An 18152-nucleotide genomic window follows, 5' to 3' on the forward strand; every position below is an offset into this window, starting at 1 on the left:
AAAAAACCAACTAGGGAGATGCTATGAACTTAAATCAAGTCACCCTGAGCGTACGCAACATGGATCAAGCCACATTGTTTTACCGTCAACTCGGCTTTTTGCAGATCGTTGACACGCCGCACTATGCACGCTTTGAATGTCCAAACGGCGCAACCTTTTCGTTATCACTCGATAAGAATATGCAAACAAACGGTACCACGATTTACTTTGAGCATGAGCAACTAGACGAGTGGGTCGCAGAACTTCAAAGCAAAGATATTACGTTTGATAGCCTCCCAGAAGATAAAAGGTATTTGTGGCGAGAAGCGCAACTGCGAGACCCCAGTGGCAACAGCATCAAGCTTTATTGGGCTGGCAACAACCGCCTGAATCCACCATGGCGAGTAGAGCGCAGCGATAGCTAAACACAGATGAAAAAAAGCGATGACAGCAATCTAGATAAGCCATTGTATTTCGCCGAAGATCCTCTTTATAGTCTAAAATGTAATCAAAGCGCTTAGCTAAGCACACAAGCTAAGTGCTTTGTCATTTTTAAACCTCAGTCAATAAGGTATAGAGCATGGATAAGAGTAACGAAAATGCAGCCGGTAAATGCCCAGTTATGCATGGCAGTAACACGCGCCTTGGGGATCAAAGAACCAAAAATACCGATTGGTGGCCCAATCAGTTAAACTTAAAAATTCTTCACCAAAATGACAAAAAAGCGAACCCACTGGGAGAAGGATTTAACTACGCAAAAGCCTTTAATCAGCTTGATTTAGCCGCCGTAAAACAAGACCTACATGCCATTATGACTGACTCAAAACCTTGGTGGCCTGCCGACTTTGGTCATTATGGCCCTTTGATGATACGTATGGCGTGGCACGCTGCAGGCACCTACCGAACCGCAGATGGTCGAGGCGGGGCTGCGACGGGTAACCAACGCTTTGCACCGCTCAATAGCTGGCCAGATAACGCCAACCTCGACAAAGCACGTCGCTTGCTATGGCCTGTTAAGCAAAAATATGGCAACAATCTTTCTTGGGCCGATCTCTTTGTCCTCGCAGGCAATGTCGCGCTCGAATCAATGGGTTTGAAAACGTTCGGTTTTGCAGGTGGACGTGAAGATATTTGGGAGCCTGAAGAAGATATTTACTGGGGCGTCGAAAAAGAATGGCTGGACAACAATCGCTACTATGGCGAGCGAAATCTTGAGCACCCTTTAGCGGCAGTGCAAATGGGCTTGATTTATGTGAACCCAGAGGGCCCTGATGGCCACCCAAACCCAATAGCTTCAGGTAAAGATATCCGCGAAACCTTTAAACGCATGGCAATGGACGATGCTGAGACCGTTGCGCTAACCGCAGGCGGCCATACATTCGGTAAGTGCCATGGGGCTGCACCCGACTCTCACGTTGGACCCGAACCCGAGTCCGCTCCTCTAGAACAAATGGGCTTTGGCTGGCACAACCAATATGGCTCAGGTAAAGGCGCAGATACCATTACCAGCGGTATTGAAGGCGCTTGGACTCCCACACCAACACAATGGGATAACAGCTACTTTGATGTGTTATTTGGCTATGAGTGGACCTTATCTAAAAGTCCAGCTGGTGCACACCAATGGGTGCCTGTGGATTTAACACCAGAGCATCATGCCCCCGATGCCGAAGATGCTAACAAACGTGTAGGGATCATGATGACCACCGCTGATATGGCAATGCGTGAAGACCCTGAATATCGAGAGATTTCCAAATACTATCACGATAACCCAGAGGCTTTTTCAGACGCCTTCGCCCGAGCTTGGTTTAAGCTTACACACCGCGATTTAGGACCAAAGTCACGCTATTTAGGACCAGAAGTTCCTGACGAAGATTTAATTTGGCAAGACCCCATTCCTGCTGTCGATCACGAGCTGGTAGATCAGCGCGATATTGACCAACTGAGCATACAGATCCTTGCATCAGGGCTAAGCGTTTCAGAGCTGGTTTATACCGCATGGTCATCAGCATCCACCTTCAGAGGGTCTGATTGCCGTGGTGGTGCCAATGGCGCAAGATTAAGGTTAGCGCCGCAAAACCAGTGGTTAGTAAATCACCCTGAACAGCTACACAAAGTACTGATGACGTTGAGCCAGATCCAACAGAGTTTTAACGACTCACAGTCAGGTAACAAAGCGATTTCACTTGCCGATATGATTGTTCTGGCAGGTGCTGCAGCCATCGAAAAGGCAGCCAAAGACGCAGGGATTGACGCCGTGGTGCCCTTTACTCCTGGACGCAGTGATGCCAGTGCCGAGCAAACCGATGTTGAGTCATTTGGCTTACTTGAGCCCATTGCTGATGGCTTTCGAAACTATCAAAAGAGCGACTATAGTATCAGCGCTGAGGAGCTATTGCTCGACAAAGCGCAACTCCTCACATTAACCGCACCAGAAATGACCGTGTTGATTGGTGGGCTTCGCGTTTTGAATGCTAACTTTGAACAACGCCCACACGGTGTTTTGACCGCTCGTCCAGGCGCTTTGAGTAATGATTTTTTTGTCAACTTGCTGGATATGGACACCGAGTGGAGCCCAGATGACGACAAATCACAAACCTTTGTGGGGCGTTGCAGAAAAACGGGCCAGCAAAAATGGCAAGCAACTCGCGTCGACCTTGTATTTGGCGCCAACTCTCAACTTAGGGCCATCAGTGAAGTGTATGCCTGTGACAACAACAACATAAAGTTCATACAAGACTTTATCATGGCTTGGAACAAGGTGATGAACGCTGATCGCTTTGATATTCGCTAAACGAGCGTCTTTACTAACAAAAAGAGCACGATAGGTTGTGCTCTTATTCTTTAAGCAGTAATTTTAGGCACCTTACCCCATGTAACACAGCGCCAACCATCTGGCTGATTGGTATCATTCTCAAAGATACACACACCACCCGTAGGGACCTTTAGGTTGCGTTCATTAAACTGCTTATCAATCACATGACTAAAACGCATTATGCCATTACTGCTCACCATTAGTGTGGTTTTGTCACGCTGTTGCGTAAGCACAGTATTAGCAAACGACAACCACCCTTGACGCAACTCATCTGGGTTGACTAACCAACCGTTTGGCACCTGAGCATGCGTGTTCCAACGCTCGATTACCGCTTTACCTGCTGCTACATCGCCTTTCCCCAAACGCAACATGACCTCATCTTCTGGCTTGTTTTCATCGGGCCCATAGTCAATTTCATTTAAGAACTCATCACTTAAGATCTCATCAGTCGATAAACCTAACACCGCACATATCAACTGAGCGGTTTGCTGATGGCGTTTTAGTGGGCCTGCATACACGTTGCTAGGTATCCAATTATTTGCCAACAGATATTGGCCAACTGCCGTCCCTTTATCTGTTTCAACTAAATCCAGGTCGGTACGAGCCCCAACCCGCGTGGGCGTATCGGTCGGTAAAAAAGTATTGCCGTGTCTTACCACAATTAAGCGTGTTGTCATGGAGTATCCTGTTATAGAACGGACACTTAGCATCCGTTCTGTATTTCATATCAAATAAGTGATCGCCATTAAGGCACTAACTCATATTCACCGTCGCTGGCAATAATCGCCTCTGCACGCTGAATATCTTCAGGACTATCAACTCCGCTCATACCAGTACGACCCTGATAGCCAACTTTGACCATTTTAACTGCGATACTGTTTTCCAAAAAGCGCATTTGCTCCAGCCCTTCGCATTGCTCATAGGTGCTCTCTGGCATTGCAAAATACCCTTCTAGCGCTTTGGCTGTATAGCCATATAAGCCAATATGCCGTTTCACCGGTGACAACGCGCTACTTTGGCGCATCGATGCCTCCTTACGAATAGCCGGAATGATGTTTTTGCTAAAAGTGAGTGCCAATTGTTCTCGATTGATTTGTACCGTCGTGCCACTGAACGGCGTTACTTGTTTGACTTCCCTAAGCTTATCCAGCTCGGGCCAACTCAGCTCAACGTATGGCGTAAACACCTCACCAACGTCACTGGATTTCCATGACTCTATCAAGGCACTGATAAACCAAGGTGGGCATAACGGATTATCTCCCTGCAAATTAACAATAAAATCTGGCTTTTCAGTTAGTTGTTGAAGCACATCAAAACAGCGTTCAGTGCCACTATTACATTGCTCGGAGGTCATTAGGTACCGGACCTGATGCTGCTCACACAACTGCACAATACGCTCATCATCGGTTGCAACCACATAGTCACAGTCACTTTGAGTTTGGCACACATAACGCGCAATATCGGCAACACGTAACAACATCTCTCGGCCTGCAATTTTCAGCAATGGCTTACCTGGCAAGCGGGTACTTCCGTATCGGGCGGGGATCACTATGAGCGTTTTGTGCATGCAATAAGTCCTTAAATGAATTCTTTGGTACCCGCGTCCAATAAACATACACACGGGACATTAGGCTCTATTATAGAACGTCTAGCTGTTCGCTTTAAAGGCCTAGCCCCAACTCTACCACTGCGCGACAAGTTTTGTTTTGAAAACATCAGCTTCATGTAATAAATACACCACTTTGGTAAGCGCACTGTTAACTCAGCTTTAACCGTTCAAAAAGCCATGTCCTTCAGACTAATTTTTATTGCAATCTAAATGAGAACCATTAATATTCGCAACCTTATTTTTTAGTCGGAATTTTTTATGCAAACTTTTAACCTATCATTAGTCACCTTAGCGTGCTTAGTCGCCACCACGGCCCAAGCCAATGAACAGAGCCATGATCCTAGCGTAGAACGCATCAGCGTTTATGGTAAACAAAATGATGTGGTTATGAATTCTGGACTAGCAACAAAATCAAACATGTCACTAATGGCGACCCCCGCAGCGGTCGTTGTGATTGACGAAGCTATGATCAAGGCTCAAGGCGTCAATAACTTACAGAACTTGGTTCGCAATATTAGTGGTGTTACACAGGCGGGTAACAACTATGGTATTGGCGATAACCTCGTGGTGCGAGGCCTAGGCGCAAACTACACCTATGACGGTATGTATGGCGGAGCAGGGCTTGGCAACACCTTTAACCCTACGCGCTCGTTAACCAATGTAGAGTCGGTAGAGGTATTGAAAGGGCCAGCAACGGGCCTATATGGCATGGGTAGCGCCGGGGGGGTCATCAACTTAATAGAGAAAAAGCCTCAGTTTGAGCAACACAACACCATGCTCATTGAGCTAGGTCAGTGGCAAAGCTATGCCATGAGCTTAGATTCAACAAATGCTATAACGGATCAACTGGCTTATCGCTTTGTCGCAAAACATGAACGTAGCGAAGGGTTTCGCGATCTCAACAATGACCGCGATGAAGCTTATTTGTCATTTCGCTACTTGGTCGATGATAACCAAGATCTAACCCTTGCCACAGCTTATATCAAAGATAGTATTGCTGTTGATTCGATAGGCCACCCCATTCGTATCTATAATGCTGAGTCTGTTGGCAATAAATCAGCAGCACAAGCCACGTGGCAAGATCTCATCAACGACCCAAACGGCGAGGGCATTCAACTTACTGATGAACAGCGCCAACGCTTAGCAACTTCATTGGCAGACAATGATGGGCTGACGCCATACTCATTTGGTCATGCAGGGCTTATCTCCCCAATGGCCAGCGACAACCAAGGCGAAGAGCTGCGCGTTAAGTTAACGCATACCCTCTATTTAACTGATAATCTGTTCTTAAACCAGCAGCTGCAATACCGCGACTATGACACAGGCTTTGCGCGTCAAACCGGTGCTTACAACTACGTTTATTGGGATCGAAGAGGGACTATCAATGCTGACCCTCGCGCGCCTTTGGTGCTTGATGGGCAGCTATACCCTTTTGCAGCCAGACGTCAGGAGTACCGTAAAGTCAGCGCAGATGAACGTTCATGGCAATACTTTGCAGACTTGCGTTATGACTTTAATTTAGCAGATATCAATCAAGAGCTATTGGTCAACGCGAATTATGAAGATCGTGACATTCGCTTCAAACAGTATTCAATCTACGACGCGGATAAGGTGATCAAGAACAAACAAGGTGATGTGATATATCGCGGTACACTGCCTTATATCTTCGACATTCGCTCACCTAATTGGGCACAAGGCCGTTTCGAGGATTATGATCCACTCAATACTGCCAACTACAACAAAACCGTGAGTGCTTGGGGCACAGGTGTGCAACATGTTGCCTATTTCGATAATGGCTTTACCACCCGCGTTGGTGTGGCATTTAATGAAATCAAGCAAAGCTACGAACACTTTGGTGTTGATGCACGCTACCGAGCCAGCGCCGCACAACCGACGCCAGAACAAAATACCGCTGATAAGGGGGCTACCTACAACCTAGGTGTAACCTATATGCCGACCGATAACCTCTCTGTTTTTATCAACCATGCAAAAGGTCGAACGGCCTACGGAATTCTTGATAGCGTATCGGGCACGGAGCAAGATCGTGACGATTCAGAATCACTCAGCAACGATATTGGTTTGCGTTTTAAAGCGTTTGACGATCAATTGCTCGCCTCTGTCGTAATATTTGAAAGTGCGCGTACAAATCTACAATATAATAACCCAGAGTATGATGAGGCCGTGTCTGCTGCCGATGTACCTCGCTATTTCTATGATGGCAAAGAGCAAACCAAAGGCGTAGAGCTGGATTTGAACGCGCACCTGAATGACAATTGGAAGCTTAATGTGAATGCCATTTATCAAGACGCGCGTGATAAAACCAACCCCAACAATGAAACGACTTACAACAGTCGCCAAAAGGGCGTACCGTATATCAGCGCTGGCACTTGGTTAAGCTACGCTCATCACTGGACTGCACTGGCTCACCCTATAGAGCTAAGCCTAGGTGCAAACTATGTTGATAAACGCAGTACCCACTCAACATCATTTGGGATCCCTGATGGCTATGTTCCCAGTTATACCGTATTTGATTCAGCACTAAGCTACGTTACTGACAGCTGGACGCTACAACTCAACCTAAACAATCTGTTTAACAAAAAGTACTACAGTAAAGCGATGTTCCTAGGCGGCATGCCAGGGGAAGAACGTAATGTAAAACTTAGTTTCAGCATGAGCCTATAATAGTGTGTGGGCCATCCAAAGTGGCCCACACAAATAGATTTATTCACTATCTTGATGTGTTACTTGCCATTGGCTCATTAGTTTGAGCATGAGCTCACTGGCTGTATCGAAATCATATTCATCCAGAACTTTGCTGAGCTTTTTCAAGTAACCTTTACAGCGCTCATCGTGCATGATGTAAAGTAATTCCTCTACCACGTCCGCTGCATCTGTATCACTGTCTTCTAACATCGTCGCCAAACTGGTCAACTTATTACTCACCTGAGCGGTATTTAATGCGCTATTAAGTGTTTTATCTGCCGCTTTATAGTGCGGCTTCAATGCCCGCAAGGCGTGTTTAATTCCATCAATTATGGGCGCAATTTGTTGACCTACTCGGTCAATATAGGGCCTGAGCTGCTGCGTATTCACCATACACGCTTGTTCTAATTCTGCGGCCGCTCCTTGGAGCTGATAAGCGCCGATGTTACCTGCCAATGCTTTCATGGTATGCGCCCAATTTAATACTAATGCCGACGCCGCAGGCTGAGTGTCTGACTGCTCTTCATCATGTAGAGATATCATGTGTTCATACTCACTTAAGAGTGAACCTTGTTTATCTACAAAGCGTTTTAGCAGTTGTATATACAATGCAATATCGCCACCAGCAATGTGCAGCCCTTGTCTTGGGTTTAAACCCTGAATATCAGCAAATGCGCTCACATCCTGCTCGCTGACCTTAACGGATTCAGTGTTTATCGCAATGCTAGGCTTAACCCATTGCTGTATGGTAGAGACCATATGGGCAATATCAATGGGCTTAAAAATAATGTCGTTCATACCGCAGGCTTTAACCGCATGTTGGTTGTCTTTGGTGACACTGGCGGTCATCGCGATGATGGGCAACTGCGCAAGGTTTGTCTGAGCACGGATCTGTCGAGTGGTCTCATAGCCATCCATATGCGGCATTTGGCAATCCATCAGCACACCATCAAAAGTGTGTGTTTGAAGTTTACTGAGTGCCTGTTTGCCATTGCCAGCAACACTGACCTGAGCGCCTTGCTTCGTCAACAATGCAACTGCTAGCTCTTGATTCAACTCGTTATCTTCAACGAGTAGTAAGTTTACCCCAGCAAGTGGCTGGCTGGTATCATGCTCAGAATAAACTTGTTTATCGGGTCTCTTTTCACCACTCAACTCCTGTAAATGTGTATAAAGTGGTGTGGGGAAGATAGGTTTGCTTAGTAATATGATGTCATCGCCACTTACACAGTGCTCTAAATGGTGTGTGTCGTAAGGTGCCATGAGTACCACCAAACCAGTCGGTTGTTGCTCTTTGAACTTGTCAATAATATGTTGTGCCTGCTGATCGACAAACAGAATATCTGAGTGCTCAAACTGCGTATTAAGCAGCTCTATTTGGCTTGCACTGTAGCAATGCGTTTGTATATCCGCATGTTGTAAGTACATAGATAGCACTCGGCTGGCGTATTGATCATCATCCACAACCAAAGCATGTTTAATCGCTAACTGAGGCTTGGTTATCTGCTCATCCGTGAGGCATTGCACTGACAAGTTAAAGGAGAAGGTACTCCCTATCTCTGGCGTGCTTTGACATTCTATTTTTCCACCCATGAGCGTGACCAACTTTTGGCTAATCGCCAGACCCAACCCCGTACCGCCGTATTTACGAGTAATAGATGAATCGGCCTGACTAAAAGACTCAAACAGCCTTTGCTGTTGTTCATCAGTCATGCCTATACCAGAGTCAATCACAGCGATGGCCAGCGTCACCCTATCATCGAGCTGTTGCTCAAGTGTGACGTTGATCATGACCTGCCCGTCTTGCTCGGTAAACTTGATGGCATTAGAGCCAAGATTAAGCAATACCTGCCCAATGCGTAATGGGTCTCCCTGCAGCTGTCTAGGAATATGTGGGTCTAACGAGATATTGAGCATCAGCCCTTTTTCTTGAGCTTTGATACTGAGCACGTCAACACAGTTCGACAGTACCTCTTCAATCGAAAAGGGCACAAGTTCAATATCCAGCTTACCGGCTTCAATCTTAGAAAAGTCTAAGATATCGTTAATAATGCCTAATAACGACTCACCACTGCGATGAATCTTTTCAACATAATTTCGCTGCTTGCGATCCAGCTCTGTATCCAATACCAAATAACTCATCCCTATAATGGCATTCATAGGCGTACGAATTTCATGAGACATATTAGATAAGAAGTCAGATTTGGCCTGAGTGGCTCGCTCAGCGGTCTCTTTGGCTTGCTTCAATGCGGCTTCTAAATGCTTCGCATCCGAAATATCCATATTGATGCCAAAAATACTCTTTTTTTGCGCACTCGCATCGTGCTGCATGCTGCGACCAATTGTCAAAATCCATTTCCATGAGCCATCAGCGGTACGCATACGGTATTCACAGCGAAACATCGACGTTTGTTTTTTAAAATAAGCTATCAACGTACCCTGTACGTGATCAAAGTCATCTGGGTGGATCAAGGCTCGCCAGCGGGCAACACTTTTACCGAATTTTTGTTCAAGCTCATCACCCAAATAGCCCAACATGGATGACCAAGTACTATTGGTCACCAAAATATCTCTATAACTATCCCACTCCCACATGCCCGCATTCGCTCCCTGCATAGCAAGCTCTAGGCGTTGTTCAGCATCTTTAAGTTCACTGTAAGACAGTGAGTTAGCAAGTGCCACTGCCAAATGATTACCAACAACTCTTAAAATGCTCAACTGCGCAGCGTTATAAGCTTGCTCGCTATTGGACTGAATTGTAAAAATACCTAGTATTTTGCCATCCACAACTAAGGGCATACAAAACGCAGTCCGTGTTTGCTCGCCATTCAAACTATCTTGGATATTTAACCCATACCCCTGCCAGCACGCCTCACTATCTAGTAACAATTCTGTGTTGTGCTTAATACAGTAGCTTTCTATTGTCTGCGCGCTTTTAACAGACACGTCCAGTACCGATAACGGGTTGTCATTATGCTGTGCAAAAATAAAGTCGACTAATTTGCTCTTGTCATGGTACACACCCACAGCAAAAAAGTTACATGCCAGAGTCTGGCGTAAATGTGTATATATCGTGTGGCAGATGGCGCGCATATCGTGACTTGCAGCGGCGTCTTTACCGACTTCGGCCAGCACTAAAATTTCCTGTGTGTGTCTTTCAACTCGCTTTTCTAGCCGTAAGCTGGCCTTACTTAAGCGCTTAAAGCGCCATGAAATTGCCCCGCTTATCAACAGCAGTAAAAACACTGGCAAAGAAATCTGGAACCAGAGCGTTTGATACCAAGCCGGCGTGCGTATTACCTTGACTGCAATGCCCTGACGGTTCCAAACCCCATGATTGTTACTACCTTGAATACGCAGCTCGTACTCACCCGGTGGCAAGTCTCGGTAGGTGACAGTGTGTTCGGCGGTAATATCACCCCAATCACTGTGATGCCCAACCAACCAAGTGCGATAACGATTGTCTAAATTGGACTGATAATCCAGTGCAGAAAAATGTACGCGTAAACTATGATTTTCAGGCGTCATGACAATCGGCTGAGTAAAATCTTGTACGCTTTTTTCATCGACCCAAGCCTGTGTAAATACCAGTTTCGGCGCAGCTCGATTGACTCGAACCAGCTCAGGCACAAAGCGCGTGATACCATCAACCCTGCCGAATAAAATTTGCCCTTGGCTGGCGGCTTGTGAGCGCGCTAAAAAGTGGTTGTTGGCCAGACCATCATGCACACTAAAGTGATGGAAGACATGAGTCTGCGTGTCTAACTTGTATATACCACTTGAAGTCGCTAGCCATAAGTACCCATGTTTATCTGCAATCATCGATTTTATGGCAAGCGATGTCTCTGAAGCAGTATTGGCATAGCGCGTAAATTGCCTGCTTTTTAAATCATAGCTTGTAAGCCCATTATTCGTTGCAAGCCAAACTTTTGCGTCATATTCCATCGCCTGATTGACGTAATTGTCACTCAGACTCGCCACATCGCTGTGCGCTATAAACTGTACCGATCCACGCCCATTGGCAGTGACCCTAAACACGCCCTCGCCATCTGTGCCTACCCAAGCCCGTTGTTCACTATCAATAAATACGAAGTTTGCATCAACATTTGGCAACAGAGCGCTATATTGATCACTACCGATGCGCCAACGAATGACCGCGTTCTGACCGGCCAGCACCAGCCATGCCCAGCCTTGTTGGTCAAAACTAATATCTTCGACGGAATGACGAGCGTCGGCAAGCCAAAACAGCTCCACAGCATGAAGCTCTTTGGCTTGCTCATCAACTCGATATAAACCAAAGTTAGTAGCAGCAAAAAGTTGACCATATTGATTACGGGCGAGTTTGTGAACCCTAAGACGGTAATCTCCTGTTAGTACATTGTTATGAGCAAAAGGGGTGAACGTCTGTTTGCCATCAAAGTGAACTAAACCACGGCCAGTGCCGAGCCATACACCACCTTGGCGCGCAGGAGCAATACTCAACACTTGTCTAAACAGACCTGACAGCAAGTAATCTTGTAGATAGTTTTGATGCGATGTAAACATTGGTGGGTTTGGATAAACCTTGATGATCCCCGAATAGCGTGTCGCCGCCCATAGCAGCCCTGTTTCATCGATCAATACCTGGCGAACATCACGACTGGGTAACAATGCAAGCTTTGAAACATGTGGTGTGTTGACAAAGCGCTGTTTAATAATAGAAAAGCGATAAATACCAGCAAAGGTTGATAGAATAATTTCCCCTTGGTGATGTAGCATTTTAGAAACACTCGGCAAGCCACCTTCAGGCAAATCAAATGTTTGATACTGTCCCGTATCTGCACTGAATAAACCAAAGCTGCGTCGTGTCGCTACCCACATTCTGCCTTGAGCATCAAAAGAGACTTGCCTAACTTCATTATGATCTAACTCACTGGAGTCCATATCAAAACTCACTAGCAGATCAGTTTGCCTGTCCAATTTATGCAAGCCATGAGATGTGCCAAACCAAATAGCACCACGGTTATCCTCACTGATACTCCAAACGCGATTCTTACCTTCCAAATCAGCTGGTTGCTTAGCAAACAAGAAGCGTTTGAACGTCCCTTGTTCACCCACCAGCTGATTTAGGCCACCCCCATTTGTACCAACCCACAGCGTACCATCCTGACTTTCAAACAAAGTTTGTATTTTGTCTGATCCCAGTGACTCGGCTTGTTTGGCATCGTGGCGAAAATGCATAAATGATTGCTCACCTTGCCACAGGTTGAGGCCACCTCCCCAAGTGCCCGCCCACAACCGACCTTGGCTATCAAACAAAATCGTCGCCACACTGTTCGCCGATAATGAGTCCACTCGACTGGGATCATTTTTGTAGGTGATGAATTGATACCCATCGTAACGCATGACGCCATCAGCACTGGCAAACCACATAAACCCTTGCGGGTCTCTGGCGACAGCGTAAATTTGTGGGTTTGAAAGCCCGTTATAGGCCGAAATGTGCTCAACTTTTAACGTGTCACTCGCCCTAACATGGCCAGTATTTAAGCCAACTAACAACAACAGCACACCAAAGATGATGGGCATAAAAGACAGTTGAGGCAGTTTCACACGACACTCCAGATTGGCTACAGCATTGAATTAAAAGTATATTTTAGCTGTCAGCCCTGATGAAAGTTATTGCAGCTAAAGCTAAATTATAACAGTAATTTCATAAAGCTAAGGATATTTACCCTTCATGATGCATCTGATCATTCGTATGCTATTACTAATAGACTAACCCTAAATGATGTAGCGAGTATTTATGGCACTCCACATGAGCCCGTTGACTGTATTGATTGTAGAGCCGTTTGAAGCGGTAAGGGCAATGATCACGAACGTATTGAATGAAATGGGTAATATTAAAATTATCCAAAGCTCCAACAGTAACGATGCGCTTGAAAAACTCGCCTACAGTGACGTGGGTTTGATCATTGGTGAATGGCAATTGTCTGGGCTCACTGGCATTGAGTTTCTGACTCAGGTTCGCACCACGCCACGCACCGCGAAAATTCCCTTTTTGATGATGTCCTCAACGATAGAGCAAGCACATGTTGTTCGCGCAATTCAATGTGGTGTATCGGAGTTCATCGTAAAACCATTTTCAAGTAAACAACTTAAAGCCCGAATCCAACGCGCCTTAAATCGGCCCGTTAGGGCATTTCAAGGCGACTCAGCACAATTAGCCTCTGTCGCACAAGAAGAGCAAATACAACTACTGATTGTGGATGATGTGGCAGACAACATCAAAGTCATCAGTGACATCCTACGCCGAGACTATAAAGTTCGTGCTGCACTCAACGGTAAAAAAGCATTGCAAATCTGTGCGGGCGACCCACAGCCAGATATTATCTTGCTGGATATCATGATGCCCGAAATGGATGGCCTAGAAGTGTGTCGTCGCCTCAAAGCCGACCCCAATACCCAGCATATAACCGTCATATTTTTAACTGCCTTGGAACAAACTGAGCATGTCATTAAGGGGTTATCTTTGGGTGCTGTGGACTACATCACCAAACCGGCTAATCCTGCGATTGTGAAATCAAGAGTGCAGGCCCATTGTCGCGGCATCGAATCACACCGTCTAATGCGCGCTCAGATTGATACAATGCTCGAAAACGCAAGATTAAGAGACGAGTTCGATAACCTCAACCAAAACGAGCTCACCAAACCGGTTTCTGTGATTCAGCATGCCTGCGAATTATTATCGAGTCACGTACAGCAAAGTGAAAAAGCCAGACATTATCTAGAAGAAATTCAGCACAACTGTGCGCAATTACAGCTCCACCTTGATAGTGTAACGGCGCTTGCTAAGATTGAGCGCAATGACTACCAACTCAACCCTCAGTCGCATAACCTGCTATTCGTTGTGGATGGGGTGTTAGCTGCCCTAGCCAACACGCTCAAACAACAGCAACTCAGTGTGCATACCTCAATTGCTGCTGATCTGGAATATCGTGGAGAGTTGACGCTCACCCATACCTTGTTAAGCCACCTAATTAAAAATGCGTTAGAAGCTTCAAGAACGAGGCCAAGCATCAATGTGAACGCTAGCCAAAGTGATGAGCATGTTGTGATCACCATACATAATTCAGATCCAGTTCCAACACACCTGACAGAGCAATTTTTTGAGAAGTTTGTCAGCTCTGGCAAACCAGGGAGGCTCGGGATGGGTACTTACATCGCAAAATTGCTGGTTGAGGCACAGCATGGCACTATCGCCTTTCGTACGGATGATAACCGAGGAACCGAGGTTTTTGTTCACTTACCGCTGGGCTAACAGGCTATCAAGCGTCGTGGTGAACTATTTCACCACTTTCAAATAACTAGGCGTTTCATCTGGCCTAAGCGGTACCTTGGTATTGTTGTAACCCAAGGTTTCTGCTCGCAATGCGCTGACATGATTAAAGACCGTTTTAACACCGTAATACTGGTCCATGTCCTTTTCACCTTCTAATAAATCACCCAGCTCTAGCATCAAATAATAAGCGGTATTTTGAATTTTTTCGGGCACTTGCTCCTCAGGCTCCCCTTTAATAAAGAAGCTTCGAAGCCAGCATTCTGCGCGATTACAGCCATGCCCTTGCACAATCATGCCTACAGCTAGCGCCATTGCAATTATCATTAATACAATAAAAATTAGTATGGGTTGCATCCTGTTGCTTCCTCCATATAGATAAAATGATGCGCTACGTATGTAACTTTGCAGGGGTATCTAAAAACCTTCTCACTCACACTATCGTAGGGTTACTCGTGTTTACCACGTGATAACATCAGCCTGACTTCACAACCTAAATGGCAACGCAAGTGAATTTGTATTTATAATGTATGTAAATACCCAACGTGTTTGCCCTAATGGGCATTAACCCTGAGTCAAATACAGGCATTAATTATCGTGTCAGTAATGTTTCAGGCTGATAGGCTATGGCGATAATACCCATAAGGTATCCATCGGTGAAGATTATTACTTTTCCCTGTTTCTGTACTGTAAGTACGCAATACTGATTGATAAATCACGGAAATGTTAATTAACATATAAAAATATGTCAATGTAAAATGCATAAACTGATGCTGTTCTGGTCATACTCAGCCATGTAAGAAAAAACGCTATCTGCATGTAAATTAACATAAAATCGAGTATACATAGCTGGTTTGGCTGTTTTTTGCGACCAAGCAAGCTTCTTTTTACGTCCAAGATGGAATTGATATTGCTGCCAGTCTTTTTTGGGAAAGTACGCGATACCAATCTGAGCTGCCCAACATATATAATAACCAATTGTCAGCCAACTTCATCACTGTATTTTGCTAACAGCTCCCCAACCTGAAACAACAACTCATGTTGTTCTACTGGTTTTGCCACATAACCGTCAAAGCCCACCTGCTCATATAGACGTTTATCTTCTTCATACGCATTGGCGGTAAGCGCAACAATAGGTAATGTGGGCGCGAATTGCTTTATTTTCTTACAAGCTTCAACACCATCCATCTTCGGCATTTGAATATCCATAAGCACCAAGCTTGGCCTATTTGCTTTTACCGCCTCTATGGCCTCAAGACCATTTTGGACTAAAGTGATGCGCGCTTTGGTCGGCGCTAACATTGCCTTTACAACAACCTGATTAATGTCGTTGTCTTCCGCCACCAAAATATCAACTCCGGTTAAATCTAAGTCTGGAATTTCTTGTGGTGTCGCGACTGGTTTTTGATGCGACTTTAGCAATGGCAACGTAACATTAAATACACTGCCTTTGTTCAGCTCACTCTGTACATCAATACTGCCGTGCATCATCGTGACCAAAGAGTGAGTGATCGCCAACCCAAGACCCGTACCGCCATATTTACGGGTGGTTGATTTATCCGCCTGCTCAAAGCGTTGAAACAATCGGCTTATCTGTGCTTCGTTCATACCGATGCCCGAGTCTATGACATGAAACACCAAATGCTCGCTTTGCGGCAATTCACGGATCAGCACTTCGACTTGCCCTTCGGAGGTAAACTTAATGGCATTAGACACAAGATTCAGTAGGATCTGACGCACACGCACTTCATCACCAAGCCAATAATCGCTAAGTACATCAATATCAAACCTTAATGCTATGCCCTTTGAAAATGCGACCACTGACAACTCAGATTTGAGGTTTTCAACAAGCCGCATAAGGCTAAATGGCTGCTCATCAAGCGTCAACTTGCCTGCCTCTATCTTGGAAAAATCTAAAATGTCATTAATGATGGTACGTAGCGCTTTAACTGAATAAATTCCTTTTTCTAACAACTCCCGCCCCTGATCTCGCAAAGGCTCCGCTTTCAGTAATTGTAATGTACCGTATAACCCATTCATGGGCGTTCTGATCTCATGACTCATATTCGCCAAAAACTCCGACTTTGCATGCGTTGCCAGCTCTGCCTGCTCTTTGGCCTCAGACAACGCACGCTCGCGGTTAAGTTGCTCAGTCAAATCATATGCTATCCCCAAGAATCCAAACACCCGCAGCTGCTCATCCGTTAGTGCGGTAATGCTCAAACGCACTGGTATATGCTTGCCGTTTTTGTTGACATAGGTCCAACGGTTGGTATCAATCACCCCTGTTTTTGCTTTGGCAACAAAACATTCAAAGCTGGGCGCTATATCCATCCCCAACTCTTTGCTCATCGCTTTACTATGCTCAATCACTTCTTTTTCTAGATGAAACATAGCGGGGCTGGCTTTGCCAACGAGTTCACTCGCCTGATACCCTAACAGCCGCTCGGCCGCGGGGTTAAACAAGGTGATCACGCCTTGCTCGTCCGTGGCAATAATGGCGTAGCTTGCAGAGGTTAAAATACTCTGCTGTAACATATTGATTTCAGTCGCCTGCTTAGTGCGCAGCGCAACCTCTTGCTCTAGGTGAAGATTGGCCTGCTCCAACGCCAACCCTTTTACTTTTTCTGCCTCAAAATGCTGTTGTTTAAGTTGTTGTTTTTTGAGTAATACCAACTGTATGCTAAACACTAAAATGGCCAGCAATAATGACAATCCAACCGCCCATATAGCTGATTGCATGGGCCGTTTTAACTCAAGCTCGTAAATAAACGCCGAGGTAGCACTTAAAGATAAGTGCCATTGACGACCAAAGAGCGTGATTCTTTGGTACTGGCTATATTCGTTTAACTGATGCCTTTTATTCCCATGAGTGAAAAAGACGATTCCCTCATCGGGCGTTAAATCTGAAATGGACATAACAACATCGTCACTTAGCGAGCGCATTGATGAGAGGATTTCATCAATCAAGATTGGTGCATAACTCCAGCCAACCACATTATCCAATCGTTCACTTGGTTTAAATGACGCATCTGAGCGGTATATTGCCATTAAAATCAAAAAGCCCTGCTGTGCTTTATTATTCGCCTGAACCAATGTAATCGGAGCCGTTAACCTAGGCTCGTCACTCATTGCCGCCTCTAACGCCGCCCGCCTGCGCATTGACTCCGAGCCAATATCCAACCCCACCGCACTGGCATTACGCCTTTCAGGTTCTATAAACTGAATAATAAAGCGACTTTTATCATGGGGTGTAAGCTGTTTAATTTGGAAAGATTTATCAGGACGTTGTTGTTTTGCTTGCTCCACAAACTGAGCCTGTTCATGTGGCTTAACTAAACGAATGACACCAAGCCCTCTAGCCCCTGGAAACTCTCTGATGAAATCTCTTGCATTCATGTAGCGCTGCATGGCTGAGTAATCAAAATTGTTTTCTCCAGATGCCGAAACCGCGCCTCGCAGGCCTATGATACCGTATTGATATAACGCTACACGCTGCTGCACTCCCTCAGAAATACGCTCTAAACGACTCCGTAAGGCCTGATGTATTTGTTGCTGACGTAATTGCTGTTGTTCCTCATATTGAACTTTGCCGTAAAACAACCCCGCCACAATGATCAAGATAGGTAAAAACATTATCTTAAATAGTGATATTGGCTCACCAGCTGAGTGATTAACGGCGTTTTCCATGTTTACGATTTCTCTGTGAGCCACTATGTGACAATTCTGTAACG

Annotated in this window: 9 protein-coding genes; 4 read left to right on the forward strand and 5 right to left on the reverse strand. The window is 45.5% G+C overall.

Features of this window, described 5'->3' with window-relative positions; genetic code table 11:
• Window positions 1–23: 23 nt before the first annotated feature.
• Window positions 24–404 (forward strand): VOC family protein, encoded by a 381-nt coding sequence (locus L1070_RS13205; protein WP_237125871.1) that lies wholly within the window; start codon window positions 24–26, stop codon window positions 402–404.
• A gap of 155 nt (window positions 405–559) precedes the next feature.
• Window positions 560–2770 (forward strand): catalase/peroxidase HPI, encoded by a 2211-nt coding sequence (katG, locus tag L1070_RS13210; protein ID WP_275423283.1) that lies wholly within the window; start codon window positions 560–562, stop codon window positions 2768–2770.
• Between the two features lie 50 nt (window positions 2771–2820).
• On the opposite strand, the gene L1070_RS13215 is transcribed toward katG, so the two are convergent.
• On the reverse strand, window positions 2821–3468 hold the full coding sequence (locus L1070_RS13215; RefSeq protein ID WP_237125872.1) for a histidine phosphatase family protein: 648 nt from the start codon (window positions 3466–3468) through the stop codon (window positions 2821–2823).
• A 68-nt stretch (window positions 3469–3536) separates the two neighbouring features.
• Window positions 3537–4358 carry a manno-octulosonate cytidylyltransferase gene (locus tag L1070_RS13220; RefSeq protein WP_070982864.1) on the reverse strand — a complete coding sequence of 274 codons (822 nt, stop codon included), beginning with the start codon at window positions 4356–4358 and terminating at the stop codon, window positions 3537–3539.
• A 300-nt stretch (window positions 4359–4658) separates the two neighbouring features.
• On the opposite strand from L1070_RS13220, the gene L1070_RS13225 reads away from it, so the two are divergent.
• Window positions 4659–7082, forward strand: a complete 2424-nt coding sequence (locus L1070_RS13225) for a TonB-dependent receptor (protein ID WP_237125873.1) — start codon at window positions 4659–4661, stop codon at window positions 7080–7082.
• Window positions 7083–7121: 39 nt separating this feature from the next.
• Here the strand turns inward: L1070_RS13225 and L1070_RS13230 are convergent, their stop codons facing one another.
• Window positions 7122–12692: a two-component regulator propeller domain-containing protein gene (locus tag L1070_RS13230; protein ID WP_237125874.1), complete on the reverse strand. Its 5571-nt coding sequence runs from the start codon at window positions 12690–12692 to the stop codon at window positions 7122–7124.
• 205 nt (window positions 12693–12897) lie between these two features.
• On the opposite strand from L1070_RS13230, the gene L1070_RS13235 reads away from it, so the two are divergent.
• Complete coding sequence (locus tag L1070_RS13235; RefSeq protein WP_237125875.1) at window positions 12898–14400, forward strand: response regulator; 1503 nt, start codon at window positions 12898–12900, stop codon at window positions 14398–14400.
• 24 nt (window positions 14401–14424) lie between these two features.
• Here the strand turns inward: L1070_RS13235 and L1070_RS13240 are convergent, their stop codons facing one another.
• Together L1070_RS13240 and L1070_RS13245 are read right to left on the reverse strand one after the other, a co-directional pair.
• The gene (locus tag L1070_RS13240) at window positions 14425–14775 is read right to left on the reverse strand and encodes a hypothetical protein (protein ID WP_070982868.1); all 351 of its coding nucleotides are present in this window, start codon (window positions 14773–14775) and stop codon (window positions 14425–14427) included.
• 624 nt (window positions 14776–15399) lie between these two features.
• Window positions 15400–18108 carry a CHASE domain-containing protein gene (locus L1070_RS13245; protein WP_237125876.1) on the reverse strand — a complete coding sequence of 903 codons (2709 nt, stop codon included), beginning with the start codon at window positions 18106–18108 and terminating at the stop codon, window positions 15400–15402.
• Between the last annotated feature and the right edge of the window lie 44 nt (window positions 18109–18152).

It is taken from the genome of Pseudoalteromonas sp. MMG022, assembly GCF_021654245.1.
Classification (GTDB): domain Bacteria; phylum Pseudomonadota; class Gammaproteobacteria; order Enterobacterales; family Alteromonadaceae; genus Pseudoalteromonas; species Pseudoalteromonas amylolytica.